We start from the raw sequence: 25,186 nt of genomic DNA on the forward strand, positions 1-25,186 counted from the left end.
ATTCATATCCATATTCGGATCCTCCTTATGATTCATTTATTCTGGTTGGCGAACCATCTTAATCGTATCATAAGGAGGTAAAAACACCGCTCATAGCTAAAGCTTTTTAGAACCACTGGTCGAACCAGTGGTTTTCTTTTTACAATAAAAATCTAGCCAGGCTAGATTTACATAATACAAAGGTTATCATCTAATTTTTTTGAATAGATAATTAGCTGCTTGTAACTTGTACTTTGGACCCTTCATTTTCTCCCTTACCTCTTCTACATTGATCTTTCCTTGTCTTTTAAACTTAAAATATTCATCCAAATTACTGGTAGATATCTCGCCAGAAATGACGACGCCAACAAGTTCAAATTCATCGTCACAAAACGCCAGAGTTGCATCCCCATGGCTGTCATTACAGAGTAGAATACCATCTTGTTTTAAATACCTCTTAGTTGCTTGACCAACAAATCCTGCAAACTGAGAAATAATCAAATCGACATCCTTGATAGGAAGTTCTTCTTGATAATCCATACCATAGAATAAGATTTCACTAGATTCTAAATAATCTTTTTCCTCATTGATAAAAGTATAAACCTTTTGCAAGTCTCTAAAATATTTTATTGCACCTTTGAAATGATCAACATAAATAACCTTCGGTATAAATAGAGAAGGTCCAATATCAATAAAAGAACCAGGGTAAAGGGCAGTTTTTATATTGAAAGTCTTTGCAACTAACTTGTATAAATCCCTTCTATCTCCTATTTTATCGTTGTATGCTTGATACTCATAAGCTTTATCATTCATCAAATGTCCCTCTATTTTCTTAAGCTTCTTGAACCATGTTTAATAATCCAAGTAGATGATTTAGTCAAACCATCTTTTTTCCACTCTTCAATGATTTCATGAGCAAGTTCAGGGTTTTCTTTCATCAAGTCATTAAGATTATTGCCAATAGACTTCATGACAAATTTTTCATGATCGTCCTTCAAGTTAGTGAGGACTTGTTTAAAAAGCTTTATTTCTTCTAATGCAGCCAAACTCTTTTTTGCCCAAGGAAGTCTAATACGCATGCCTTCACTTGCCAATCTACGTACATGTACATTATCATCTTTGCTCCAATCAAGAAAAACTGTAAGAAGTTTCTTTGGATTGTCATTTAGCAAAGGCCTAACCGCAAACTCACCTGTGTAGCGTTTGGTCAACTCATATATAAACTCTAAAGTGATATCCCAGTTTCTTAGACCATGTCTTTCAACATATCTGCCTACGGGCCATAACCACCAACCTTCAGAAAACATTCCCTCAGGCTCCAAAAGTTCAGGTCCAAGTAGCTTGGTAAATAGTTTAACATTCTCCTCATAGCTGCTTGATAAATACTTTTCGAAAGCATCCACAAAAATATCTTGTCTTTGCATGAAACTCTTATCATCTAATCTATCTACTACATAAGTAAAAAATGTATTTCCATCAAATTCAGGATAATAAATCAAAATTTTATCAGCTAATAACTTGGCACAGTCGCCATCATAGTAATCCTTTAATTTCTTCGCCATGCTTCACCTCCATTGGTTCTTGTTACTCATCAAGAAATTTTGATGTATCATATAGACTTTACTTTATAGTGACACACAATTGCATTGTGCACATAGTTTGTATGTTATAAGTATTTTACCCAGGTCACTTCTCTATACTCATATAAGAATCTAGAACTCATCGCTTAAATAAAAAAAACGCACATTTTCAGTGCGGTTCTTTCATTACACATCCTTTATCAAAAATATTTTATATAACATAAGTTGTTATCATAAAGATCAAAACCATATTTTATACCTAGTGAGGCTTCAAACTCATCTTCTGAGTACAAATCTATCAAGTTGACATTTTTCTCGTAAGCTTTAGAAATAAAGACTTTTAACAGTTCTTCCTTTACCTTGGGATTACCGCTAAATGCAATTACCTCAGTATAGTCATTAGATCCTCTCCCAATGATATGCCCTCTAATTCCCTCATTGAAATAACCCAGTATGATGAAACGTTCTAAGTTATCAGAAATTCTATTAGAGTTCCAATAGGTATCTTCATCTACATGCTTTTCAATCCAGTCAAATATAAGGTTACGATTACAAGTATTTATCTCCTCTATATGGTCATCAGAGTATGAATACGGACAGGTCTCTAGCTTAAGCATTTGAGCCTCCTCTTCTAATCTAAATCCCTTATTCTCATAAAAGTCAATTGAAAGCCTGTGTTCTTTGGCAGTGTTAACATACAACTTGTAGCCTGGATAGTTTTCTTTTAGATAATTATAAAGACATTCTGAAACTGCGTCATAGTCATAACCATAAGGGCCCTGAGTATAAGCTATGTAGAAATCCTCTTCAATCACGTTAACAGGCGAAAAGCCTTCAAGCTTGCCACCTTTTTCTACTAGTAGTATATCGTGTTCATCACTTCTGATATACCTTTTAAATCTTTCATACAAATCATGTCTGCTTACATCAGCTAATAATGGTCTGCACCTTGTATTTACATGTCTTTGCATATCATAAGCTAAGTCTACAGCCTTATCTAAATCTTCTATTGTTGCTTTCACTACATTCATTATTATCTCCATTTTCAACTATATTTCAGATAGATTTTAGCATCATCAATTATAAACCTAGAATCACTATCTCCAATGTTTCCTTTGTAGATCTGAAACTTTTTATTGGTATCAACAATTGTCTTTAGTAAAGTCTTAGAATCTGCTTGTGCTAGCTTATCAATTGTATCATAACCACCACGCACAAGGACTGTTGCAAAGGCAGGACTGATATACCTAAGTTCACTTACTTTTAACAATTTTTTAAATGTTTTAATCAGTTCAACATCAACTGCAAGTTGAGCTGCTGCCTCCTCTTCTGAGTGCGATTTTAAATAATCATCTAAGGCCAATGAGTTCTTGATACCCATGTGAATCAAACGCTTCAATAAGTCATCATTCATATCTGTAAAATCTTCTAACTTTCTAGGCTTAGGTATATAGCTAGATACCATTCTTCTTAGAACAATCATATAGTCTAGATCCATACCTGTTTTTTCTGCAAGAACTTCAGCTTTCTTCTTAGTCTTTGACTGAAGATAAAACTCTGACATATTTTCTATCCCGTAATCTGTAAGCAAATCCAAATGCTTGTCTAAGTCCTCTAACAAGACTCTCATACTAGGTATTAAATACGACTCTTTTAAAATAGTCTTAAACTCCTTTAAAGATATTCCTTTTAGATTAAAACCATAAGACATAAACACTCCTTTCTAGACTAAGTCACCTTCTATTTAAGCTCAATCAAACTTCACACTTTACCTTAATGATACCCTGACAATCCACCTCAAAACCTACTCATAAATGGCATTTGCATTACTTGGAACTTGTCTGACATGTTTGATATGAGTCAAAACTTTTTCAGCCTTGTCTTTTGAAAATTCATAGCCATACGCATCAGCTACATACAGGGCTGATTCAACAAACAAATCATAAAAAATAAAAACAGAATCCCATATCTTGTCATAGTCCGCATCTACATATGTGGACTTATAACTTGCCCACTTATCACCATCTAAATACTTTTCAAGATATTTACCGCCTGAACCAAGAGACTTTTCAAAGCCTGTCTTGTGACCGATTTCCCATGATAACATCAAACGTAAAACCACTCTCAACCAACCTTCTGTATAAGACTTAGCAAGTGGCAACTGTCTTCTCCAAAGGGTTTTAGGTATATGAGAGCCTAGAGCAAATAAAAAGGCACTACAACATCCCTGAAATTTTTCTTCAGTTGGTTCTTCGATATAATAAGAAGATTCATTAGAAGGCGACAGATTCAAACACAAGCCATCCTTATCTATGAGGACCTGACTCAAACTGTCTTTTAAGTGGTCCTCTAACTTATCCATCACGTAAAAACTCAAATCAATTCGGTTACCATCCATTAGCTGCATGTTGTAATTGTGATATGAACCATCCGCATCATCTGGAGGCCAAGGTCCATAATTAGGCTGTTCATCAATGAGTGTATCACCAAAATAAGGTACAACATTTTCTTCTAATAAATAAGGCTTTAAATCTCTTACAAAACATGCAACATCATAGTCTTGGAAAATATCTTTATCAATATTAGGGTTAGCCCTTGATCCATTTAGAATAGCCACACGGATCATATCGTCTTTTTCAATAAAAGCTTGAATAAGCTCAAACATCTCTTTTTCAGTTCTTGATTTCACCTATTTTCCTCCTAAACTCTGCACTCGCTAACTCTATAGATCCTACCGAACAAAGTAAAACCTAAAGATTCAGCAATTCTTGTAGAGCCATGGTTTTCAATATCCGATCGATACACTGGCACTTTTTCATCTGGTAATTGCTCAATCAAAAACGAAGATACACTTTTTCCTAATCCCAAACTTCTGTAATCAGGATCTACAATCAGTCCTATATCTGCTAAATCATTTTCTAGAAACCATATGGAAGCTGCAGCTACAAGTCGTTCTTGATCATAAACACCGACAATTATAGGGTCATCTATCGAAACCTGTCCATAGTCTTTATCCTCATTAGAGCATTTACTTAAAAAGTCATTCAAATCATTTTCATCTTCTTTTGTAAGCACTTCATATCTAAATCTAGGATTATGATAAGGTTTGAAATCTTCTCTCCTTAATATGTATTCCCTGTCATACTTACCTTCTAAATCAAACATCTCGTAAGGATTTGCATTTATATTTGCTTCTAAATCCTTTGAATAAGTAATAACTGAACCACTTGGATAAGACCATAAGTAGGCAGAGTTTTTATTGTAGCCCTCTCTTAAAAGCAAACTTAAATCACTTTGCTCTTCTGGCAGATTATGAAACTTCCTAAAACCAAGTTCTATAACATTCATCGCTTTCCTCCTAAAATAAACGTGTCTTATGTATAGTTTAACCTGTAGTTGTGCAAGTAACATTAGAAAAAAGAGTTTAAGCCATTTTACTCATCAATTACCTTATGGTATTTCATAAGGATTTTTCTAGTATGAGATGAAAGAGCTTTAGATCTCTTTGTTATATTATCCACATGAACTATTACAGTATTAGAAGAAGCAACAAGGATATCATTTTGAAAAATATTTTGATAAAAAGTGCTCGCACACTTGTTACTTTAGTTGTGAGTTAGAGCATAAAATTTGAGCTGTTTTGTGTAAAATAATCTATAAAAGGAAGGAACTATTCTGTATGAACTATAGCGAACTATTGTTCGATTTTTTATTGTATTTAACTACTGCGTATGTTACAATTAAATAGGGGGTAGATATGAGTAATATAAATAAAGGAAGAGGATAAGTATATTCTCTAAAATATCATTTGGTTTGGTGTACGAAATATCGAAAAGCTATACTTCATGGCCATGTCGATGAATATGTCAAATTACTCATTTCAAAAATTGCAGATGATCATGGTATTAAAATCTTGGAAATAGAAACAGATCAAGATCATATTCATATGTTAATCGATTGCAAGCCACAACACTACCTACCCAATATTATAAAAGCGTTTAAAGGTACAAGTGCTAGATTTTTGTTTTTAAAATACCCTGAACTCAAAAAAGAGTTATGGGGTGGACATCTATGGAATCCATCATACTTTGTTTCAACTGTCAGTGAACATACTGAAAGCCAAATTGTAGATTATATTCAAAGTCAAAAGAAGAATTGAGGTTTCAATGTCCGGAATTATGAGAGCTTATAGATACAGAATTTATCCGAAGAAGTGGCAAATAGAAATTTTGGAAAAATCCTTTTGGGCGAAAAGATTTGTTTGGAATCATTTTCTAGAGATCAATATGGACCGTTTTGAGAAAAATGAGGGTATTCTCTCGTACAATAAAATGTCTTCTATGTTAACTGACTTGAAGAAAAATAACGATTGGTTATATGAGTGCGAAAAATCTGTCATGCAAAACACATTGAAAGACTTAGTAAAGGCTTATGACTATTTTTTCGATGGTCCTATGACCTACTCAGAAAAGAAGTTAGAAAAGGCTAAACGAACTGGAAAAGTGTTAACTTTTTATGACTTGCAGCGCCATCCAAAGTTTAAGTCACGTTATGATTATGAGCAATCATTTGTAATGAACCTAACCAATAATAACATTGAAGTCCTTGAAAAAGAATGGGAATACACTTCAACCAATAAATATAAGAAGCAAAACTGTAAGATTAAACTTCCAAAAATAAAGATGGTGAAGTTAGCTTATTCAAGACCTTATGAAGGACAGATTAAAAATGTTGCTATCACAAGAGAATCTGATGAGAAATATTATATTTCAATTACTTGTAAAGATGTACCTACAAAACTCTTACCTAAAACACACAAAAGTGTTGGTATAGATTTGGGTGTCCATAAATTTGCCATTTTGAGTGACAAAAATGTAATCGATAATCCAAAGTACTTTCAGAAGAATGAGAAGAAACTTGCAAAGTTACAAAGAAGTATGGACCTAAAGAAAAAACATGGTAAGAACTATAATAAATCTCGTTTGAAAGTGAGTCGTCAAAATAAGAAAATCAAGCATCGAAGGGAAGACTTTCTTCATAAACTTACGACAGATTTTGTTTATGACTATGATTTAATTTGCATCGAAGATTTAAAACCAGAAGAAATGAAAAAAAATAAAATGTTTGCTAAGAGTGTTAGTGATGCAGCTTATAGTACTTTCAGAACATTCCTGCAATATAAAATGGGTCCAGTTCATAAGCAGTTAATTGTTATCGATCAATATTATCCTAGTAGTCAAATATGTCATAAGTGTGACTATCAAGATAAGAGATTGAAAGATGTATCTGTCCGTAAATGGACGTGTCAAGTTTGTGGAACAAAGCATGACAGAGATGAAAATGCAAGTATAAACATTGAGCATGAAGGCTTGAGAGGGTTAAAAGAAGGCATCTATAAATCAATAGCTTAAAAATAAAAACGTCAGGAACTGGCGGGTTAGCTTAGTAAATTAAAAGCCGTTAGGCTTTTGTACCTAAGAATCTCGTGACTTTTAGTCATGAGAGGTTCAAATAGTCCAATGGATGAATTACCAATCCTCTTAACAAGCGTGCCTATTTCAACTGTACCTGGCCATTTGATTTCTGATATATAATCCAGTTCAATCCTAGCAATAACAAAAGAGCTATCTTCATCATGTATCGGTCCTCCTTCATGAAGGTACAAAAGCTCTGTTCTACCAGTTTCAAAGAAGGTAGAGAAGTTGGCATTGTTAACATGGCCTTGTTTGTCTGTATCCCTGTATCTAAGCTTGTCATAAGTCCTCAAGGGAAAATCTGTATATTTCATTAAAACCTCCTAGATCATATTGCCTGTAATCTCAATCTGATTACCATCTGGATCATTAATAATAAATAAGTGGTAGGGACATGCCACATTGATGTACATCATTGGCGTCATATGACCTATGTCTAAATTTTTCAATCTTTCATACTCCTCTTTCAAATCATCTATATAGAAGTTCAATACGACATTGTTACCATACCTTAAATTCATATTCTTATGATAAGACATATAGGTCTCACTATAGACATCTTCTAAAATTTCACCACTCCCCATTCTTTTTGTATCATAGTCTGGATTCCATAAAGCAATGCAGCTACCATGAAAGTCAAATTGAACCCATCTGTCTTCATTCTGTGTGGTCGGCTTCATTTCCAGTAAAGCACTATAAAAATCTATTGATGCCTCCATATTCTTTACAATCAAATAGGTGGATCCTAACTTCAACATAAATTCTCCTTTTTCTTCAAAAATAATAAGTAATATCATTATTTTATCATAAAGAAACTTATATAATTAAGAAAAACCACACCTTTATGATGTGGTAACTTTTTTTAGTTCAGTTTTTCCTTCTCTTAAAAAGAGATAAAAGGGCAATCCAAATGACAAGCCAATGCAACAAGAGCCAATAAGTGATAGCCACCAATATTTGACCTCATACTTTTTTGAATCTACGATTAAAAATACTAGAAAACATAACCATGAGACAATAAAATCAGCGGCAAAGAATTGACTGATTCTATTTATAAACCACTCTGATACAAACAAACTCAGATTCAAACCATTTTCTGATAGCCAAGGTATAAATATCGTAAACGGAATCACACTACCAGCAAGAGCAAAAAATAGATATACTTTTTTTCATGTGTCCTCCCCAAACGCATTGATAAACTCTACTAATACAAAATTATTTAGACCATATTATGAACTCATCACTTGTTTCTTCTCCATTAACTTCTACGGTCAAGACCAAGTTGTTTTCGGTCCATTTCATATCAGTTATCCAGACTTCTTGAGCATTGTATATTTTATCTACATTCAAGTGATTAATTACTTTCATCTTGTCCAAATCGATGACATCCACGTAACATGTCGATTCATCACCGCCAGTGTAAAATGAGTACGCTGCATAATGAGTGCCTTCAAGGGCAACAATTTCACCTACCGAACCATAGAATGGACTTTCAACGAACTTAAACGCCTTGCTTTTTAGGTTGTATGATCCAACTAAAGTATCCATAGCATCAGCTAAAAAAGACTCTATTGAAAAAACAATTTCATTTCTTTCGTCATGATAGTTAAAGCCACTTAAGAAATTTAAGTTTTCTGGTTTCATATAGACGTCCGAATACCAAAGATAACCATCTTTTGCAACCGTTTTTCCCCATACATCACTCAAAGCTTCCTCAATACTGGAGATATCAAAAACAATCTGCTCTCTTTCAAGATCATAAACACCTCTATTAAAGCTTGCGTAAGGAAAGTTAATAAGAGTTTTGCTATCTCTAAGGCCTAACCTAAAGTCGTCACCTATCTTATATGCCTCTTCGTCTTTTATTAGCCTTTTGAATTCCTTTTTTTCTACCATTTGATTTTCTATCATGATGTCAATTGGATTTTCCGGAAAGTCATTATCAAGTGTTTGTCTCTCATAACCAGGTATCTTATCATAAGAAAGCAGTTCTATTGAAATGGTATAATCGGTCAAATCCTTATTCCAAGTACTGATTTCATATTCAATACCTTGATCTCTAATAATGAAGTTCGAAACCTCTATATGATCTTCTAGATAACCTGCCAAATAGTTCATTTGATTTTCTTTTAAATTATAATGATATAAATAATCATCTCTAGACCATGTATCGTTTACACTACCAACGATTAAAATCAGATTATCATCATCTAGCCATCTGACAACCTTAACTCTTTTATTGTAGTATAAATCCGACTGGATTATCTTTTTATTTTCTCTCTCATATATATGATAGATATAGACATTGGTATTCAAGCCTTCTTCAAAAGGTCCTAAATAAACCAATCGCTTCTTATCTGGTGAAATCAAGGGCCTAGATGAAATATTACTATCCAAAGCCTCATCTTTTAAAATGTAGACACCATCTGAGTATTCTACCATCCCAAAGCAATCCATTTTATAGTAGACCTTTTGATCCTTCAAGTTATAGATTAAATCAAAGGCCTTATCTCCATAAAGCATCTTATCATTCTTAAATATCACACCATCTTTCGAAATAAAATTATCTGTATACTTTAAGGAATCTAGCAAATCATTATAGTCATTTTCTAGCTTTTCTAACTGCTGAGATAACTCATGGTTACGATTACTTAATGTCGAGACTTCTTGTCTTAACATATAGTCATTCCAGCTCTGGACTACATTCTTCGAACTATTTTCTTCATTAATCCTATTTAAAGCATCAACTTTCTCATTTAGGTTGGTTATCTGATTTACGATCATATAAACCAACAGAATCACTGATAAGCTGACACCAATTAAAATGTATTGTCTTTTATTATTCAAAATACCCCCAAATCACTAGCTATATATTAACACTATCATATAAGTCATGAGGAAAGTATTAGAATAATATTAAATTGAGATTCATATCTCCTTTAGGAATTCTTTCAAAGCTTCATTGTGTTGAGTAGGGGCTTCTACAAAACCGAAGTGTCCAGCTCGATTTAAGATTTTCAGTTGAGCCGATTTTATTCTTTCACACATATATTTTGCATCTGATGCACTGCATAAAACATCATCTTGACCAGTCATTATCAGTAAAGGAACTGTTATTTTCTCTAATTTATCCCGATAATCAAACTCACCTAAATCATCAAGAAATTCTTCCATCGCTTCTTGAATGTAAACTGTATCTTCTAAGAGTGCATTTACTCTCATGACTGCATCAGACTTATAATCGCTAAAGAACAAGGATAAATGACTGAATACGCCATAGCGTACAACTTTGTTATAATCTAATGCACTCAAAGCCCCCATTCTAAGTGATTCTATAGTTTCTATGACTTCGTTTCTTAAATCTTCTGAATGAATATTAGGTAAAATATTATTAATATTTTGATCTATAAAGTCACTAGAAGGACTGCCTGATAACAAAACAGCACTTGCCAATCCTTGTGGGAAATCTATTATATGTTTCAGAGCAACAAAGGCACCATACGAATGACCAAAAAGTGTATATTTTTTCAATCCTAAAGACTGACATAAACTGAAAATATCTTTAGCATGCTGTGCCAATGTAAGTCTATCAACCTTGCCACGGTTTGTAAGACCATTTCCCCTAAGATTGACAAAAATAAGGCGATAATCTTGTGAAAACTCAGCAAAAAAAACATCAAAGTAATGATGGTCAAAACCTATACCATGGATAAATACGATAGGATGACCACTTCCAATTTCTTCATAATACATGTCTACATCACCAATAGCTTGATACATCCCCTTACTTAACATAAACTCTCCTCTCATAATCAGTTGTTAAGTTCTATGATAAAAATTGACTTAAGCACATAACACCAATCCATTCTCTGAATACCATCAATAGTAATGGGGAAGTGATTTTCACTAGTAACTTAATCCTTAGAAAGCGTCTTACATATGTAGATGGTTAGACCATTAGGATCCTTAATACTAAAACCTATTTCTCCCCATTCATGGTGCTTAAGAGGCATGTCTATTTCAAATCCCTTTTGAATCACTTCATCATAAGCTTTTTTCACATCATCAACATCGATATTGAACCCTATACTCGTGGCATCAGATTTTTTCTCACCAGTCAGTTCGGGTGAAGAAAACTCAAGTAGACATGGCAAATTTCCGACTTTTAAAATGATATATCCTTCTATTTTATAGATCAGTTTAGCATCTAAAGCTGACTCATAAAAAGTCTGCGTTTCTTCGAGTTTCTTAGTTGAAAAACCAAATGATATAGAATTTATTTTCATAGTGAACTCCTTCATATAGTATGCTGCGTGGCTTGTATTACTTTTACCCTTATAGAAATCTCCTATTCAACTTGTTTGGACAATTACGTCGATTATCCTTGAGATTCATCTAAACAACATCCTCGGCTAGAAAAAGTTATTCAGTTACTCAAATAAAAATACTTCCATGTAGTTCGTTCATCTAACGGTCTACTCTGGAAGTATCCTATCTAAGTGGATATATACTTACTCTAATTCATTAAAAATCGCCCATCATATCTTTCATTTCAATTAACATTTTTAAGCTTTCTTGTAAGTCCTTCTTTGGAACGTTTATCGGCATCTTATCAAGAAATGCTTCTAATCCTTTTTCATCACCACTCTCATACAAACCAATTATTGTATCCATTGTTGTATCATCTAAACTGGCAAAAAACATGTCCAACGATTCATTGTTACTCATAAGTTCCTCCCAAATCTAACTCTGATTAAGCAAACATAATAATTGACATACCTAGAAATTAAATATTAAATACTAAAGCAAGGCTTGTCTGTTTTAAACAAACCAGAGTTTATTCATCTGCAACATGATACTTATAAACTAAGGTTCATAATGTCTTGAACATGAAGATTAGAACCATGTTTGTAAATATTCTCAACAAGCCAAGCTCCCCATTTCCCATAGTCATCACCATATGTATCTTTCAACTTTTCATACATATTCTTTGCAATTGTATATCCAAGAACATAATTATGAATATAAACAGGATCAATACTTCTAAAGGAATCATAAGACCAAACTGAAGGATTATTTACTTCAAGCCCTAACTTTGTGTAGTGTTTCACATAAAGGTTTTCTGCATCTCCTATCTTTTCATAAAGGTCCAATTCAAACAAAGAACTGATAGCACATCTGGTGTAATCTATTAACATGATCTCATTTAACTGTCTTCTTTCATCCCCCTCAAGCAAAATTTGAGTCGCAATATATTCTATGACTACAGCCATAATCTCTGAAAGCGAAGATGGTAGAATATTCTTTAATCCATCACCTTCAATCATAGAATAATGAATGGCATGACCTAGTTCGTGAAATAAAGCTAAAACCTCACCTAAAGTACTGGATTCACGGATAAAAACATTGATGTCATTCTTTGAGGTAGCAATAACAAAACTTGCAAAAAGCTCGCTAGAGATTTCTAACTTTATCTTGCTTCTTAAATTTAAATCAAATTTTGTCAAAACTTTCTGTACATACTCATTAGATGAGTAGTTTTCTTTTTTATCACATATATTGTCTAAATCTCTGAACCACGTTGACCATTCTAGTTGATGTTGTTTTATTAATCTTTTCACATCAACTAAGTGCTTATCAAGATGCTTGTTAAGAACTTTTTTTAACTCATCTATAGTTAAACCATCCGAACTCAATATCAAGTCAGGATATGACTTATAATCTAGCGCCTTAGCTACCATATCACGCGCTTTCATTAATGCAATTACATCCTCTTTCATAGCTCTTGCTATCTTAACTTTGTACTTAATGCTACCTTTCTCGACTTCATCACTTATATTTTTCTTATAGTTTTCATAATTATCAATCCTATTAAGTAAACAAGAACAATCTGGACTAGAGTCAACAAATGTTCTAAGAAGAAAAGGATAGGAAATGTCACCATTAGAAAGAAGTTCATATATTCTTTCATCAATAGCAGTTATATCATAACAAGAATCAAATATGTAGTTTTGCATTTGCATCCTGTTTTTCTGATAATATAAGTCCATCATTAAAGACTCTAACTTAACATCCATACTTCTTCTCCATTCAAAACCAAATCCATGATATTATAAAAACCACCACAAAGTTATGATTATATTATCTCAATCAAACATCATTCCTAAATCAACTTTCTCAAATAAAAGATGTGGCTAGATATCTCTAGTATTTTTTATCCATTCTTCACGGGTACTCTTTGCAGTCAACTCAATCCATGCATCCTTAAAGCCTGCTTTTCGAGCTGTATTTTTTGATGCCAAATTGGACCAGGCACAACAATAGAATGGTACGATTCCCCTCTTTAGGATTTCTTGAGATAATAAATAAGTTAGAGTAGATGCAATTTTTTGAAATCTAAACTCTTCTAAAACATCAATGCCTATCTGCCACATTGTTTTGCAATCATTTGTTGCACCTGCAACACCAGCTATCTTCCCATCTACATATGCAGCTATAGCAATCACATCAACACGTTCTCCTGTCCTATTATAATCTAAGGCCATGGTAAAACGCTTATCATCATATAACTCAAGGATTTCGTCTTCAACGAATAACCTTGTTTCAATCTCAGTATTTAAGTCTGGTATATATTCAATATCAGGTAAGAACGATTGAGCGATATGGGCAATACACTTATCTTTCTTCTCTAACTCATTATTTAAAGCTGTTATCTGTGGTGCATCAAAGCATCGATAAATACTCTTTTTATACTTGCTAAAATACTTTTCAATAAACACTTGCATTTCCTCTTCTACAACTGCTACAAGCGATTGACCATAGTATATGAAATTACAATAAGGTTTTTCCTTTAAATAGTTGCGAGCATCACATTTTATCTCACTTGGACTATAGATTTTATAATCCCCCTTTAATAAATCTTCAGCCAATATGTTATAGTCAGCTGCACTTTGCTTAATTGCAACTTCTAATATTTCTTGGTTATTCATAGTTCATAAACTCCCTTCATCGATGTTACATTGTTGAATTGATAAGACTCTATTTTTTTAACAGGACGACATAAGCTTCAATTTCATATGCTTTATTATCAGCATTAAATCTATAAGTATAAGGCTCAAGGCTTAATATATGGTCTCCATAAATATCTCTTATCTCTTTTTCATCAGAATAGTGATGAGGTATCTTTTCTTCACCTGGCATATTATTAAGGAATGTATCTTTCTCGATTTCTTCTCCAACACCATACAAAGCATCTTTCTTAGATGGATAATCTACAAATATCAATCCACCAGGTTTAACAACTCTCAGCATTTCATTCGCATGTAATACCATATCCTTATACGTACCATGTCCTGATACCCAAGAACATAAAATGCCATCAAAAGTATTTTCTTTAAAAGGCATCTTTCTTATATCATGGCGTGACGTTTTTACATCATATCCAAGTCTCTTCACCTTTTTCGCAGTCATATCTAAACCTTTTTCAGAAATATCTGTAGCTGTAACCCGTAGTCCTCTATTACACATATAAACTGTATTTCGGCCTGTACCACAACCTAAATCAAGAACGTTCTTTAAATCATGTTTCTTTAACTAGTCTACAAAATCCTTTACTGGTTCCAGAACTTCTGATTGAACAACGCCTTGTGTGGCGTAGATTTCATCCCAGATCAACTCCCAACGATTCTCCTCAACACTTATGGTTTGATATTGATTGTTTTCTGTTAGCTCTTCTATCAAGTGGTTTAGCCTATCACGTTTTAACACCAGCATCTGTCTTTGAGTTTCAATAACCTTTGCCTCATCATAATCTTTATCAGTCATGATCTTACGGATTTCATTAAGGGTTAATCCTAGTTCTTTAAATATCGTAATCAACTTTAACTTGTTTATATCTTCGTTTGAATAATATCTATATCCAGCTTCACTAAAATGACTCGGTGTCAATATACCTTTCTCATCATAATAATGTAGCGTTCTTACAGACACTTGCGCCAACTTTGATACTTCACTCACAGATTTCATCATATACCTCCTCAAATCCAATTCCTTCTTGCATACTATATGCTAATCATTATGAAGTATCACGTTACGTTAGAGTCAAGTGATTTTCTAAACTTCTGTTATCAATCATTATCCAGAAATACATTTATTTGTGGTAGGGTTCAACGTACATCACCTAACTGAGTTTTTTTCCTAACCAAAGATTCAAATGGTGCGAGGGTCAACTTGCTATTGTACTCACATCATATTTTTACACTCCAAAATGTATAATATGTTTTTGATTCTCCAATCCTATCTTGACAAGACGTAACAACTCATCTAAATCATTATATTTTTTTGTTTTCTTTGCATTGAGCAGAATCTCTTCAAAGACTGAAAGTGATTCTGGCGGAATTATTGTTATACCATAGTATGCTAAACCAAACTCTTTTCTGCTCAACTCATGAAAGTAAGTTTTCATAAGTTTGAGTTCGTTAAATATACTTTGTATCAAGTTATCATCAACGCAAATACACTTATATTTTTTAGGGGTATACTCAAACCCATTCTTTAAATCAGAGTCATTACCAACAATTCCAAATTCATGAGTTAACATTTTAACCTCTTTTCCTAAAATACTTGCTGAAATACCGCAGTTATTTGTGGTACGGTTCATTCTTCTGAATTCTAAAGGCTCTATATATTTGTTCGTATAAGACTGTTAGAGACATACCTTTTGATAAGGTCATGGTTGATAGACTTATATAGTCATCCGAATCACATGAATCTGCCAGTATAAATGCAATATCCGATTTACCTGTTACAGCTAAGTTTTCTAGCTTACTTGCTAGTTCTTCTGATGAAATAGACAGACCTTTTTCGTTTACCAGTATCTTATATGTTTTTTCTTGAATTGATTCTAAGTCCTCAATATTCTTATAAACCACTTGCTTGAGTTTACAGTATCTTGTTAAGCGCTTATCATATTCCTTGATGGCTTGAAGTTGAAATTTATCTTTGATCTTTTCATCTATATATATTTTTATGTTCATGCCTTCACCGCACTTTCTATCTGTTCCATTAAGACAACTTTCATCAATTGATGTGGAAAAGTCATTTTAGAAAATGACAACTGATAGTTGGATCTTTTCATGACATGAGAAGACAGCCCCAAAGAACCACCTATAACAAAGGCTACTTGATTTTTACTCATGATTTGTTTAAACTTATCCGAACCAATCATTTTGCCTTCTATAGCAAGGGCTATCACATAATCATCTGATGATATTTTACTTAAAATACGTTCACCCTCTTTGTCCTTCACCTGAATCATTTCTTTTTCAGAAAGCTTTTCAGGACACTTTTCATCTGCTACTTCAATCAGCTCAATACTTGCAAACTTTGAAATAGTCTTCTTAAAATTATCTATTTGACTTGTATAAAATTTTTCTTTTATTTTACCCACTGTTATTATTTTAATATGCATATTCACCTCTCATTAGCATTGTATCATATGACAAAATAAACCAACAGAGCTAATCTGTTGGCCTTAATTGGTCAAATCCTATTTTTTTAGGTGAATCATAAACTACACCTTTTTTATCAACAACAATAGATTCTATTTGTATGGTTTCAACAGGTGCATCGTAGCCATAGTCGGTATGGGTTTTAACTTGATTCATTTTATCAACTATAGCCATCCCGTCTGTTACCCTACCAAAAGCAGGTACAATTTCATTTAAACTAGGCTCATCTCTAGTCATAATAAAGAATGAACCAGCTGTTGAATAGTCTGTTTTATGATCCGCAGCCATTGCCATTCCTAAGGTTCCTCTTTTGAAGTCTAGAGGATTCTTAAAACCAGGTCTGTTAAACTCACCATTTAAAATATAACCAGGTGTATCATCTGTCCAGTTTTCAGGATGAAGATGATCGTCGCCTGATTGAATAAGTCTTCCTGGCACCACACGCACAATGCTCTTATCCTTATAATAGTCTTTTTCAATAAGCTCTATGAAGTTTCTTACACAGTCAGGTGCATAGTAAGGATACAGCTCAACTTTTACTTTACCAAAGTCTTTAAAGCCAATGGTTACTTCTGGTCTTAATACTCTCTTAAAGAAATCTTGAAATCCCTTATCTAAAGTAGAATTATCAAAGATATAATCTGTTAAGTCATCATAGTAGCTTCCAGAACTGATTTCTACCGACAAGGCATCTAAAGGAAAACCTGGTTTCCTCGTTTTGTGTGGCTTTTCTACAATGTAAAACACTTCTGAGTTTAAATCACTGCCATCGTATTCTATGATATGGTCCTCATCTAAAACTAGACATATAGAGTTATGATAATAGGCCTTTAGCTTACCACCATACTTTCTTGACAGCTTGCTATAATGGTCTATCATTTCCTCATCCGTTAGACTCTTACCGTCAACTCTTCTAATGAACTTGCCTGGTTGGTCACAATCCTCTACATCTTCAAAATAGAGTCCTGAATCCGCTGAAAATACAGGTCTTTTTACTTGTTTGTAATAATGCATGGCCTTGATCCTTGCATTTGACAGTGTATCCTTACCATCTTCAACCGGTTCATCTACATTTTCATCTAAACCCTCTATCTCAATATGCATGTCCTTAAGAATATGCTTCATGTGGGCTATTTTACTTGTGTTTTTTGTGCCGTATACAAACTTCATTTACTTAATATCCAATCCCATAAAAATGGCGTTGATATAGTCACCATTTATCTTCATATCTTTCTTAACAACACCTTCCACCCTAAAGCCCAGTTTCATATACAGTGAAATAGCATTAAAATTATCTTCTCTAACCTTTAAGTTGATTTTCTCACAGTAGTCAGATGATTTGGCCCAGTCGATCATGCCTGTAATCAAAGCACTTCCAATACCTTGGCCCCAGTAAGCTTTTCTAACAGAAACGCCAAATTCGCCGGTATGTCTGGTTCTTATCTTTTTACCACCTGAATAAGATAAGTTACCGATGACCTTGTCGCCATCAAAGGCTAAGAGCATAATGGCATTGTCATCATTTTCTATCATTTTAAGAAACTCAACTTCTTTTTCTAAAGGCATATGGAACTCACCTTCACCGAAAGTTAAGTTATCACTTTCACCACCTACCTGACTGACAAAATCTAGTACAGCCTGTGCATCTGAGGCTTTTACATGTCTGATTAAATATTCCATAAATCTAACCCCCTTTTTAAAAGGTTAAGTCAAAATCAAATAAGAGTCAATGTATTAATACATTAACTCTAAATTATTATGACGTTGCTACAGAAACCAATCTGCTCGCTTTACTCTCGAGTATCTTACTTCTAAGGTTATCAATCTTAGGCAGTCTGTTTAAAAGATCATACTTTCTTGAAGCCTCTTCAGCCATTATTAGATAAAGCATGGCTGAATCATCTTCTTCTTTCATGTAAAAGAGTGTTGCAGACTGAAGATAACAATCAATCATCAAAGTAATGGCAGGTGTTTCCTTATTTTCTTCTAGAAACTCAACAGCCACATTTAGATACTTCTTAGCCTCATCATACTTATCATAGGCTGTCATCAACTTAGATCTGAACAAGTACATATAAGCCTTAGAACAGTTGATAAAAATCAATGTGTTCATCTTAGGAATGATGATACTCAACTCCTCTAACTGTCTTTCTATAGCCATATAATCTTTTTGCTCAAATAAGAGCTCAATCTTATAACAACATATAATGGCTATACGGTCCCAATCATCTATCATTTTAGACATCTTACTTAAAAGCTCAAACTCAAGCATCTTTTCATGTAAAGACATAGAATCTATGTAACGATAATACCTTGTCATGGACCTCAAAAGACCGCTGGTTATAACCTGATAATCTTTAGCAAGGACCTGTATCTTATCGAAGTAAGCTTTTACTTGGTCCTTATCATCTAGAAATTCATACAGGACTTGCAACCAAGACAAGTTTTCAATCCTCAAGTTTATATCAAACTCCAAATGAAAGTCATTGATTTTTCTTTCTATTTCCAATCTACATTTTAAAGCCTTGTTAAAAGCGCCCTTTACATAGTAAATGTCAGCTTGACACAAGTTGAACTCCAAAAGAACATCTAATTCACATTCTCTATACTTGCAATTGTTGGTGATAATTGAGTTTACAAGTCTCATAGAGTTTTCACTGTCATGCAAAATCAAATATGATTTTGCCGCCCACAAGGTCATATCCAAAAGCTCATGAGTATCCATATGTAAGCCGTACTCATCTATTTCATGATAAATATGAATACATTTTTTATAATCATGGTCTGTAAATGCCTGCCTCATACATATGTATTTTTCATTTAGCTCAGCATCAATAGACCTGGTCAGCTCAGATTCAGTGTTTGTTAACACATACTCCGGCACCTTTAAGATCCTCGCGCAATGAGCAATGGCTCTTTGAGATGGTTTTATCAGCTCTCTTTCTATTTGACTCAAGTAGTTGCTACTGAAAGCATCTCCAGCCAAATCTGATTGACTCAGCCTCCTCTTGGTCCTTATACTTTTAATACGTTTACCAACACCCATACTACCCCTCCGTAATCATTTTATTAAAATGATTGAATCTATGACCATATAATTATATGTTCCCCTGCATAGATTTTAATATTTTATGCGAATATTCTGTCATTTTAAAATTGTCGTCTTTTCTTTATTTTATACGCCCTAGATTCCTTTCTCTATCATTACTTTACTTATATTCATTTTAGCATTAAATCTGCTTCTCAAACGTTAAGCTTACTTAATATATTAATTCACTGTAACAATTCAAATTAGAAATAGTAAGACCACTATCGGTCAGGAATAGTGGTCTTAATCATAGGGATTGTACTATTTAAATTTTACTTCCAGTTAGCATCTAGAATTGCTCTAGCCCATGGCCATAGTGCATTTGTGTTAAAGTTCTCTAAGTCAGAAGTGTATAAATCATGATAGTTGTTAGAGTAAACAGGGATAATAGGTACCTCTTTGTTAAATGTTCTTACAAAGTCTCTCCATAACTCTCTGTACTCGTCTGAACCTGTGATTGGATGACAGTTCTCGATGTCATACAATAATTGATCCCACTCTGCTGCAGTGTAAGTATTACCACCAGTAAAACGCGAACCGTTATCAGACGGTTGGCCCCATGGTAAAATCTTATCTGTTGCATATTCTGTTCTAGGGTTAGACTTTACAGCATAAGTTGTACCACCAACAAATGCATGATATTGTCTTTCTTCTGCTTGGTCACCTGTCCAGTGTCCATACATAACTGGCCAATCAAGACCGTGTAATGATACATTGAAACCTAACTTAGAAATGTACTCATCATTCCATACTAAGTTGTAAGTATCAGACCAGAATGCAGTATAAGTGATCTTAATCTCTAAAGGTTCACCCTTCCAAATATACTCGTCGCCACTCTTTGTTAAGTTAGCATACTCACCATCAGTCTTATTAACAGCAGCGTCTAAAAGTTCATGAGCTTTTGCTATATTTGCATCTTCATCAAATCTACCATCAGCATCTAAGATGTCATAGTCGATCAATGAATCTTCAAATCTTGAGTTTCCACCTGTACCCAACATAGACATTTCGTCATCATCATACATCATCCATTGGTTCTTAGAATAAGGACCTTGAGATGAAATACCATATTCACCTAAGAATAATTCGATAACTTTTGGTCTGTTAAATACATATGCAAATGCTTGACGTACTTCTGTTAAAGCAAATGCTTCGAAGTCTGTGTGGAGTACCATTGTACCACCACCATGTCTGTAGTAGTTGTTCATTGTTAAGAAATCAGCATCATTAGCAGCGTCAATTTTCTCAGCTTCTACTGTTGCAAATAACAAGTCAACTTGACCTTGTAACAATTGGTCTAATTCTGTTTCAGAAGGTGTAACCTTAACAATAATCTCCTGGATTGCTGGTACTTTACCAATATAATCTGGATTAACTGTTAAACGTACAAATTCTGATTCTCTAAACTCTGTAAAGATGTAAGGACCATAACCGATTGGATGAGAGATAGTTGATTTAACATACTCTTGTGGGGTTTGACCGGCAGCACTTGCACCTTCAGTAATTGTATCTTCTGGTAAGATCCACTGCTCATAAAATACAGTAGCATCTGTTGTGAAGATAACTTTCTTAAGCTTAAATGTTACAGTTCTAGCAGCTTCATCAATAGTGATTGTTTCAATGTAATCACCTAATGAAGATGTACCACCTGTTGCTGTTAAAGCATCTGAATCCATGTAGAACTCATAAGTGAATTTGATATCACTTACAGTCATCTCTTCGCCATTATGGAACTTGATGCCTTCTTTAATTTTAAAAGTCCACTCAGTTAAATCTTCAGATACAGTTTTTTCTTCAACCATTGGCGAATCGATAATTTCACCTGCAGGGTTATTAGTCATTAAACCAAAGCCCCAAACAAGTCTTCTGATGTCATTGTCATAATTTGAGTTTGACCAACCAGAATAGAAATCGCCATTGAAGTCAGATGTAGCAGCCACGAATGGTCTAACATTAACTTCATCAGTTTCTGTGTCAGTTGCAGCATCGTTATCAGTATTTGTATTAGTCTCTGTAGCAACATCTGTACCTGAGTTTTCAGATCCAGTATTACCGCCACAAGCAACTAATGAAAATACCAATACCAATGCTAACAGTAAAGTAATAATTTTTTTCATTAACTTCCTCCCTTTAAACTATTAATATTTTATTATTGTTAACTTAGATCATCACCTTTATATCTTCACCCCCTTGTTCCAGAAGATATTATGAAAGATGAATCTACTAAGATACAACCGAGATTGTCTTCGTAGGAAGAACTTGTGTCTAGATTATCAACGGTCTAGACATTCGTCAAACGGACTTGTCTGAAAATTCCCTTAATTGTTAACAAACGATTCTTGTCCATAACATAATGACTCCTCTTCCTTCAATAATCTGAAAAATAATTACAATCCCGTAATCATAGACTGTCTGTTTTCAAGGCTTTAAGAGGTTTGATATGAACTTTAATCACAAATACTTCATAATTTCCTTCATAATATATTAAGTTTCAGGGTAAATGTTAAATCTTATTAACAGGTTGCATTTTTATAGAAAATCAAGGTAAAAGCTTTGTTGAAACTAAAAAATAGCTGTTAATCAACAGCTACCTCTTTGTACAGTTTGCCTGTACGCTTATACTTGTTTAATTGTATCTCTGCAACAACCGCCAAAGCAATCTCCTGCGGTGTCCTTCCACCTATGTCTAATCCTATTGGTGTTGCAACTTTATCCCAATTGTCAACTGAATGACCATCTGAAATCAAACGGTCATAACAACCTTTAATCTTCTTTTTAGAGCCTACCATGCCTAGATATCTATAGGGCTTATCAATGGTCTTAACCAAGGCTTCATAGTCATATATATGGGCATGTGTCACGACAACAATAGATGTTTTTTCATCAATGACCATCTCCTCTAGAATGTCTTCTATATCGCCCTCGTAGGTATATGCATCCTCATACTTACCATGTGTCAGGCCTTGTCTATGGTCCATAATATGAACCTCATAATTAAGTGGCTTTGCATAGTAGGCAATGTGTTTACCTAGATGTCCTGCACCAATTATAATCAGTTTATCCTTGCTTTTATATATTTTAATAAAGACTCTTACATGACCTGTACACTTCATGCCAAGCATGTCATCATCATGAGATAAATCATAGGATTTCTCTACAGAAACGCAGTCTATCATGGCCTCAACAACATCGTCACGTGCCATCTTTTCAATGATACCGCCACCAATAGAGCCAGAAAGAACATGCCCCTTTTCATCTACAACCATGGCTGTACCAACTTTTCTCGGATTACACCCTTCTCTACCAACAATGGTGACCATTGCAATAGGCTGATTCTTTTTTTGATATTCTGAGATTATTTCAATCATTTTAGATTCCATATTTACCTCCACAATGAAATCATAAACAATTCTATCTAAATATCATCTAAAGGCAGTGCATGTGATCTTTAGCCTCTTGCCAAGGTACGGTGTAGCCCTTACCTTTAGAACAGAAAATAGAGCCAGATGGATATTCATCATCGGTCACCTTATCATATGAAATATCTTCTATCACTTGATCCGTGTTATGACACGGTTCATAACCGATGACCTTTAAACTCATCCTACCTTTACCACTTGTAATGCTTAAGAGCCTGTTGTTGTAATCTTTAAATGTATAAACAGGTACTCTTGCTATTATGATAACATCATCCCCATCTTGGAAAGTTTCTGCAGTTCCGTGACTGGCAGTAATATCCGTCAGGATTTTCCCCATGTCTGTAAAAGGGACTCTTATATTAGCTTCATATATTGGCTCTAGAAGTATATTCTCAGCTTGCTCCAAACCTTGTCTTAAGGCCCTTATTGTCGCTTCTCTGAAGTCACCACCAGAAGTGTGTTTATTATGAGCTCTACCTGTTATAAGGGTTACCTTTACATCAGTCAGTTCAGATCCCGTCAAAATCCCCCTATGGGCTTTTTCAAAGATATGGTGTCTGACCAGATTTTGATTGCCAACGGTTAAGTGGTCCGTAGAGCAAGTCGATTCAAAGCTTATCCCTTGACCAGCTTGACCCGGCTCGATCTTTAGAATCACTTCTGCATAGTGTTTTAAAGGTTCAAAGTGACCGCAACCTATGACTTCACTTGAAATGGTTTCTTTATAGATAATCTGAGGATCTAGAAAGTTTACTTGGTAACCAAATCTCTCTGGAATCACTTCTTCAAGAATCTCAAGTTGGATGGTCCCCATAATACCAAGAGTAATTTCTTTTTTAGATGAGTAATCAACCATTAAAGATGGATCTTCATCTTCTAGGATTTTCATATCCCTATAAACATCCTTTGGATTTAAAGAAGGATCAAAAGAAAGCTTGGTCACCAGGGTCGGCATCATTTGAAAGTCAATACTCTTTGCATGACCAAAGGTATCACCAACCTTTAAAGATAAACCAACTAAAGCAGCAACGTCCCCCGCTTCAATGGCATTAACACTTTGAAGTTTTGTACCAAAACACTATTTTATGTCTGTGACCTTTTCATCTAAAAGACTGTCTCTTACTGCCAATCTACCTGATGTAAGCTTGACATAAGTATGCCTTAAACCACCATGGTACTTAACCTTATATACAAGGCCTGATACATCATGGCCTGAATACGCTGTAGATGTTAACTGGTCAAGCCTTATCAAGAACTCTTTTATGCCGATGTCTTTTAAAGCAGAACCTGTAAGAACAGGATGAATCTTATTATCAGATAAAAGCTTTTTTGCTTCACTTAAAAAGAAGTCTTCATTTAAGTCGTCTTCAAAGAAAAGAGTCATCAAATCATCATAGTAATCTGCCAAACCTTCATAAGGTATGTCATCAAAAGAAAGTGTCTTTGTAAACGTATGAGCCAACTCCTCTAAGACAGCTTCTTTATCTGCATGAGCTGCATCCAGTTTGTTTATAAAGAAAATCACCGGTATACCCGCTTTGTTTAAAAGCTCGTATACGGTTTCTGTGTGACTTTGTATGCCATCTATGCCTGAAATGACAATAACCGCATAGTCCAATATGTTAATGGCACGTTCCATTTCAGATGAAAAGTCCACATGGCCGGGTGTATCAATTAAGTAATATGTATCCTTGTTATAATCAAAGTAGGCCTGATCTGTAAAAACAGTAATGCCTCTTTTTTTCTCAATATCATGACTATCTAGCGCAGCATTCTTATGGTCCACTCGTCCAAGAGATCGAATCATCCCTGTATGAAATAAGAGCTGTTCAGAAAATGTCGTTTTGCCTGCATCTACGTGTGCAAATATACCTATCGTTTTTTTCATAAGACCTCCATGATTTATGATACCTATAGACCTCTAGAAAGTCAAAAAAATAATCCCGAAGGATTATTCTGGTATTTCTAAAGTCTTTAATTTTTCTAGAGCCTCTTCAAAGTCTTCACCCATATTCTCTGTGAAGAATGGCTGGTTGTAAACATAACCAAAAGTCGTTTTACTGACTGAGCCTTTTAAGCCTCTATCAGCAATGATTTCTTTAAATGCAGCTAATTCTTCTAATAAACCCAAAAGACC

At 34.2% G+C, this 25,186-nt stretch carries 27 protein-coding genes and 3 pseudogenes; 2 read left to right on the plus strand and 28 right to left on the minus strand.

All coding sequences use genetic code 11. The features are described from left to right. Positions 1-186: 186 nt before the first annotated feature. From EZV73_RS25565 to EZV73_RS25590, 6 genes are all read right to left on the minus strand, one after another. The gene (locus tag EZV73_RS25565; protein ID WP_240843301.1) at positions 187-792 is read right to left on the minus strand and encodes a hypothetical protein; all 606 of its coding nucleotides are present in this window, start codon (positions 790-792) and stop codon (positions 187-189) included. An 11-nt stretch (positions 793-803) separates the two neighbouring features. Beyond that, positions 804-1,541 (minus strand): DNA alkylation repair protein, encoded by a 738-nt coding sequence (locus EZV73_RS25570; RefSeq protein ID WP_240843302.1) that lies wholly within the window; start codon positions 1,539-1,541, stop codon positions 804-806. Between the two features lie 218 nt (positions 1,542-1,759). Beyond that, positions 1,760-2,590: a hypothetical protein gene (locus EZV73_RS25575; RefSeq protein ID WP_240843303.1), complete on the minus strand. Its 831-nt coding sequence runs from the start codon at positions 2,588-2,590 to the stop codon at positions 1,760-1,762. 14 nt (positions 2,591-2,604) lie between these two features. Next, positions 2,605-3,270, minus strand: coding sequence for a DUF4332 domain-containing protein (locus EZV73_RS25580; RefSeq protein ID WP_240843304.1), 666 nt, complete (start codon positions 3,268-3,270; stop codon positions 2,605-2,607). A 93-nt stretch (positions 3,271-3,363) separates the two neighbouring features. Continuing rightward, the gene (locus EZV73_RS25585) at positions 3,364-4,248 is read right to left on the minus strand and encodes an aminoglycoside 6-adenylyltransferase (RefSeq protein ID WP_240843305.1); all 885 of its coding nucleotides are present in this window, start codon (positions 4,246-4,248) and stop codon (positions 3,364-3,366) included. An 11-nt stretch (positions 4,249-4,259) separates the two neighbouring features. Beyond that, positions 4,260-4,907 carry a GNAT family N-acetyltransferase gene (locus EZV73_RS25590; RefSeq protein WP_240843306.1) on the minus strand — a complete coding sequence of 216 codons (648 nt, stop codon included), beginning with the start codon at positions 4,905-4,907 and terminating at the stop codon, positions 4,260-4,262. A gap of 409 nt (positions 4,908-5,316) precedes the next feature. On the opposite strand from EZV73_RS25590, the pseudogene tnpA reads away from it, so the two are divergent. Both tnpA and EZV73_RS25600 read left to right on the plus strand, forming a co-directional pair. After that, positions 5,317-5,718 (plus strand): annotated as a pseudogene (tnpA, locus tag EZV73_RS25595) (IS200/IS605 family transposase). 7 nt (positions 5,719-5,725) lie between these two features. Continuing rightward, positions 5,726-6,970, plus strand: coding sequence for a transposase (locus EZV73_RS25600; protein WP_240843308.1), 1,245 nt, complete (start codon positions 5,726-5,728; stop codon positions 6,968-6,970). A 26-nt stretch (positions 6,971-6,996) separates the two neighbouring features. Here EZV73_RS25600 and EZV73_RS25605 read toward each other — a convergent pair whose 3' ends face one another. The 22 genes and pseudogenes from EZV73_RS25605 to EZV73_RS25700 all read right to left on the minus strand — a co-directional run bounded on the left by EZV73_RS25605 (position 6,997) and on the right by EZV73_RS25700 (position 25,180). Beyond that, positions 6,997-7,347 carry a thioesterase family protein gene (locus tag EZV73_RS25605; protein WP_240843309.1) on the minus strand — a complete coding sequence of 117 codons (351 nt, stop codon included), beginning with the start codon at positions 7,345-7,347 and terminating at the stop codon, positions 6,997-6,999. 9 nt (positions 7,348-7,356) lie between these two features. Further along, on the minus strand, positions 7,357-7,791 hold the full coding sequence (locus EZV73_RS25610) for a VOC family protein (RefSeq protein WP_240843310.1): 435 nt from the start codon (positions 7,789-7,791) through the stop codon (positions 7,357-7,359). 84 nt (positions 7,792-7,875) lie between these two features. Next, a pseudogene (locus EZV73_RS29020) lies at positions 7,876-8,184 on the minus strand (DUF2834 domain-containing protein); the annotation flags it as partial. A gap of 64 nt (positions 8,185-8,248) precedes the next feature. Next, on the minus strand, positions 8,249-9,880 hold the full coding sequence (locus tag EZV73_RS25615) for a hypothetical protein (protein ID WP_240843311.1): 1,632 nt from the start codon (positions 9,878-9,880) through the stop codon (positions 8,249-8,251). 81 nt (positions 9,881-9,961) lie between these two features. Beyond that, positions 9,962-10,828 carry an alpha/beta fold hydrolase gene (locus tag EZV73_RS25620; RefSeq protein WP_240843312.1) on the minus strand — a complete coding sequence of 289 codons (867 nt, stop codon included), beginning with the start codon at positions 10,826-10,828 and terminating at the stop codon, positions 9,962-9,964. Positions 10,829-10,947: 119 nt separating this feature from the next. Continuing rightward, positions 10,948-11,319 (minus strand): glyoxalase/bleomycin resistance/extradiol dioxygenase family protein, encoded by a 372-nt coding sequence (locus EZV73_RS25625; protein ID WP_240843313.1) that lies wholly within the window; start codon positions 11,317-11,319, stop codon positions 10,948-10,950. A 238-nt stretch (positions 11,320-11,557) separates the two neighbouring features. Continuing rightward, positions 11,558-11,761 (minus strand): hypothetical protein, encoded by a 204-nt coding sequence (locus EZV73_RS25630; protein ID WP_240843314.1) that lies wholly within the window; start codon positions 11,759-11,761, stop codon positions 11,558-11,560. A gap of 131 nt (positions 11,762-11,892) precedes the next feature. Continuing rightward, positions 11,893-13,110, minus strand: a complete 1,218-nt coding sequence (locus EZV73_RS25635; RefSeq protein ID WP_240843315.1) for a hypothetical protein — start codon at positions 13,108-13,110, stop codon at positions 11,893-11,895. A 117-nt stretch (positions 13,111-13,227) separates the two neighbouring features. Further along, entirely contained in the window at positions 13,228-14,022 is a 795-nt protein-coding gene (locus EZV73_RS25640; RefSeq protein WP_240843316.1) for a GNAT family N-acetyltransferase, read from the minus strand. Between the two features lie 49 nt (positions 14,023-14,071). After that, a pseudogene (locus tag EZV73_RS25645) lies at positions 14,072-14,611 on the minus strand (class I SAM-dependent methyltransferase); the annotation flags it as partial. A gap of 15 nt (positions 14,612-14,626) precedes the next feature. Further along, positions 14,627-15,058 carry a MerR family transcriptional regulator gene (locus EZV73_RS25650; protein ID WP_240843318.1) on the minus strand — a complete coding sequence of 144 codons (432 nt, stop codon included), beginning with the start codon at positions 15,056-15,058 and terminating at the stop codon, positions 14,627-14,629. 229 nt (positions 15,059-15,287) lie between these two features. Next, positions 15,288-15,632: a hypothetical protein gene (locus tag EZV73_RS25655; RefSeq protein ID WP_240843319.1), complete on the minus strand. Its 345-nt coding sequence runs from the start codon at positions 15,630-15,632 to the stop codon at positions 15,288-15,290. Positions 15,633-15,672: 40 nt separating this feature from the next. Further along, positions 15,673-16,068: a 23S rRNA (pseudouridine(1915)-N(3))-methyltransferase RlmH gene (locus EZV73_RS25660; protein WP_240843320.1), complete on the minus strand. Its 396-nt coding sequence runs from the start codon at positions 16,066-16,068 to the stop codon at positions 15,673-15,675. Continuing rightward, complete coding sequence (gene rlmH / locus EZV73_RS25665) at positions 16,065-16,502, minus strand: 23S rRNA (pseudouridine(1915)-N(3))-methyltransferase RlmH (RefSeq protein ID WP_240843321.1); 438 nt, start codon at positions 16,500-16,502, stop codon at positions 16,065-16,067. Before rlmH ends, EZV73_RS25660 begins: the two co-directional genes overlap by 4 nt. A gap of 49 nt (positions 16,503-16,551) precedes the next feature. After that, a complete protein-coding gene (locus EZV73_RS25670) occupies positions 16,552-17,712 on the minus strand; it encodes a non-canonical purine NTP pyrophosphatase (protein ID WP_240843322.1) in 1,161 nt (386 codons plus the stop codon). After that, a complete protein-coding gene (locus tag EZV73_RS25675; RefSeq protein WP_240843323.1) occupies positions 17,713-18,222 on the minus strand; it encodes a GNAT family N-acetyltransferase in 510 nt (169 codons plus the stop codon). It lies immediately after the preceding gene. A gap of 76 nt (positions 18,223-18,298) precedes the next feature. Next, a complete protein-coding gene (locus EZV73_RS25680) occupies positions 18,299-19,588 on the minus strand; it encodes a helix-turn-helix domain-containing protein (protein ID WP_240843324.1) in 1,290 nt (429 codons plus the stop codon). Positions 19,589-19,902: 314 nt separating this feature from the next. Beyond that, complete coding sequence (locus EZV73_RS25685; protein WP_240843325.1) at positions 19,903-21,747, minus strand: ABC transporter substrate-binding protein; 1,845 nt, start codon at positions 21,745-21,747, stop codon at positions 19,903-19,905. Between the two features lie 459 nt (positions 21,748-22,206). After that, entirely contained in the window at positions 22,207-23,010 is an 804-nt protein-coding gene (locus tag EZV73_RS25690; RefSeq protein ID WP_240843326.1) for an XdhC family protein, read from the minus strand. A 46-nt stretch (positions 23,011-23,056) separates the two neighbouring features. Continuing rightward, on the minus strand, positions 23,057-24,007 hold the full coding sequence (locus EZV73_RS28940; RefSeq protein WP_330637241.1) for a hypothetical protein: 951 nt from the start codon (positions 24,005-24,007) through the stop codon (positions 23,057-23,059). A gap of 120 nt (positions 24,008-24,127) precedes the next feature. Further along, positions 24,128-24,937, minus strand: coding sequence for a GTP-binding protein (locus EZV73_RS28945; protein ID WP_330637243.1), 810 nt, complete (start codon positions 24,935-24,937; stop codon positions 24,128-24,130). 63 nt (positions 24,938-25,000) lie between these two features. Then, positions 25,001-25,180, minus strand: a complete 180-nt coding sequence (locus EZV73_RS25700) for a hypothetical protein (RefSeq protein WP_240843327.1) — start codon at positions 25,178-25,180, stop codon at positions 25,001-25,003. Positions 25,181-25,186: the final 6 nt, after the last annotated feature.

Source organism: Acidaminobacter sp. JC074 (assembly GCF_022496765.1).
In the GTDB taxonomy this organism is placed as follows: Bacteria; Bacillota; Clostridia; order Peptostreptococcales; family Acidaminobacteraceae; genus JABXKX01.

Bases quoted from the DNA above. Each gene is read 5' to 3' on its own strand.
- EZV73_RS25620 (WP_240843312.1), bottom strand. From the start codon at position 10,828: ATGTTAAGTAAGGGGATGTATCAAGCTATTGGTGATGTAGACATGTAT.
- EZV73_RS28940 (WP_330637241.1), bottom strand. From the start codon at position 24,007: ATGATGCCGACCCTGGTGACCAAGCTTTCTTTTGATCCTTCTTTAAAT.
- EZV73_RS25690 (WP_240843326.1), bottom strand. From the start codon at position 23,010: ATGGAATCTAAAATGATTGAAATAATCTCAGAATATCAAAAAAAGAAT.
- EZV73_RS25600 (WP_240843308.1), top strand. From the start codon at position 5,726: ATGTCCGGAATTATGAGAGCTTATAGATACAGAATTTATCCGAAGAAG.
- EZV73_RS25610 (WP_240843310.1), bottom strand. From the start codon at position 7,791: ATGTTGAAGTTAGGATCCACCTATTTGATTGTAAAGAATATGGAGGCA.
- EZV73_RS25670 (WP_240843322.1), bottom strand. From the start codon at position 17,712: ATGAAGTTTGTATACGGCACAAAAAACACAAGTAAAATAGCCCACATG.
- EZV73_RS25640 (WP_240843316.1), bottom strand. From the start codon at position 14,022: ATGAATAACCAAGAAATATTAGAAGTTGCAATTAAGCAAAGTGCAGCT.
- EZV73_RS25625 (WP_240843313.1), bottom strand. From the start codon at position 11,319: ATGAAAATAAATTCTATATCATTTGGTTTTTCAACTAAGAAACTCGAA.
- EZV73_RS25650 (WP_240843318.1), bottom strand. From the start codon at position 15,058: ATGAAATCTGTGAGTGAAGTATCAAAGTTGGCGCAAGTGTCTGTAAGA.
- EZV73_RS25580 (WP_240843304.1), bottom strand. From the start codon at position 3,270: ATGTCTTATGGTTTTAATCTAAAAGGAATATCTTTAAAGGAGTTTAAG.
- EZV73_RS25570 (WP_240843302.1), bottom strand. From the start codon at position 1,541: ATGGCGAAGAAATTAAAGGATTACTATGATGGCGACTGTGCCAAGTTA.
- EZV73_RS25660 (WP_240843320.1), bottom strand. From the start codon at position 16,068: ATGAACATAAAAATATATATAGATGAAAAGATCAAAGATAAATTTCAA.
- EZV73_RS25685 (WP_240843325.1), bottom strand. From the start codon at position 21,747: ATGAAAAAAATTATTACTTTACTGTTAGCATTGGTATTGGTATTTTCA.
- EZV73_RS25635 (WP_240843315.1), bottom strand. From the start codon at position 13,110: ATGGATGTTAAGTTAGAGTCTTTAATGATGGACTTATATTATCAGAAA.
- rlmH (WP_240843321.1), bottom strand. From the start codon at position 16,502: ATGCATATTAAAATAATAACAGTGGGTAAAATAAAAGAAAAATTTTAT.
- EZV73_RS25565 (WP_240843301.1), bottom strand. From the start codon at position 792: ATGAATGATAAAGCTTATGAGTATCAAGCATACAACGATAAAATAGGA.
- EZV73_RS25590 (WP_240843306.1), bottom strand. From the start codon at position 4,907: ATGAATGTTATAGAACTTGGTTTTAGGAAGTTTCATAATCTGCCAGAA.
- EZV73_RS28945 (WP_330637243.1), bottom strand. From the start codon at position 24,937: ATGAAAAAAACGATAGGTATATTTGCACACGTAGATGCAGGCAAAACG.
- EZV73_RS25630 (WP_240843314.1), bottom strand. From the start codon at position 11,761: ATGAGTAACAATGAATCGTTGGACATGTTTTTTGCCAGTTTAGATGAT.
- EZV73_RS25575 (WP_240843303.1), bottom strand. From the start codon at position 2,590: ATGAATGTAGTGAAAGCAACAATAGAAGATTTAGATAAGGCTGTAGAC.
- EZV73_RS25680 (WP_240843324.1), bottom strand. From the start codon at position 19,588: ATGGGTGTTGGTAAACGTATTAAAAGTATAAGGACCAAGAGGAGGCTG.
- EZV73_RS25655 (WP_240843319.1), bottom strand. From the start codon at position 15,632: ATGTTAACTCATGAATTTGGAATTGTTGGTAATGACTCTGATTTAAAG.
- EZV73_RS25675 (WP_240843323.1), bottom strand. From the start codon at position 18,222: ATGGAATATTTAATCAGACATGTAAAAGCCTCAGATGCACAGGCTGTA.
- EZV73_RS25605 (WP_240843309.1), bottom strand. From the start codon at position 7,347: ATGAAATATACAGATTTTCCCTTGAGGACTTATGACAAGCTTAGATAC.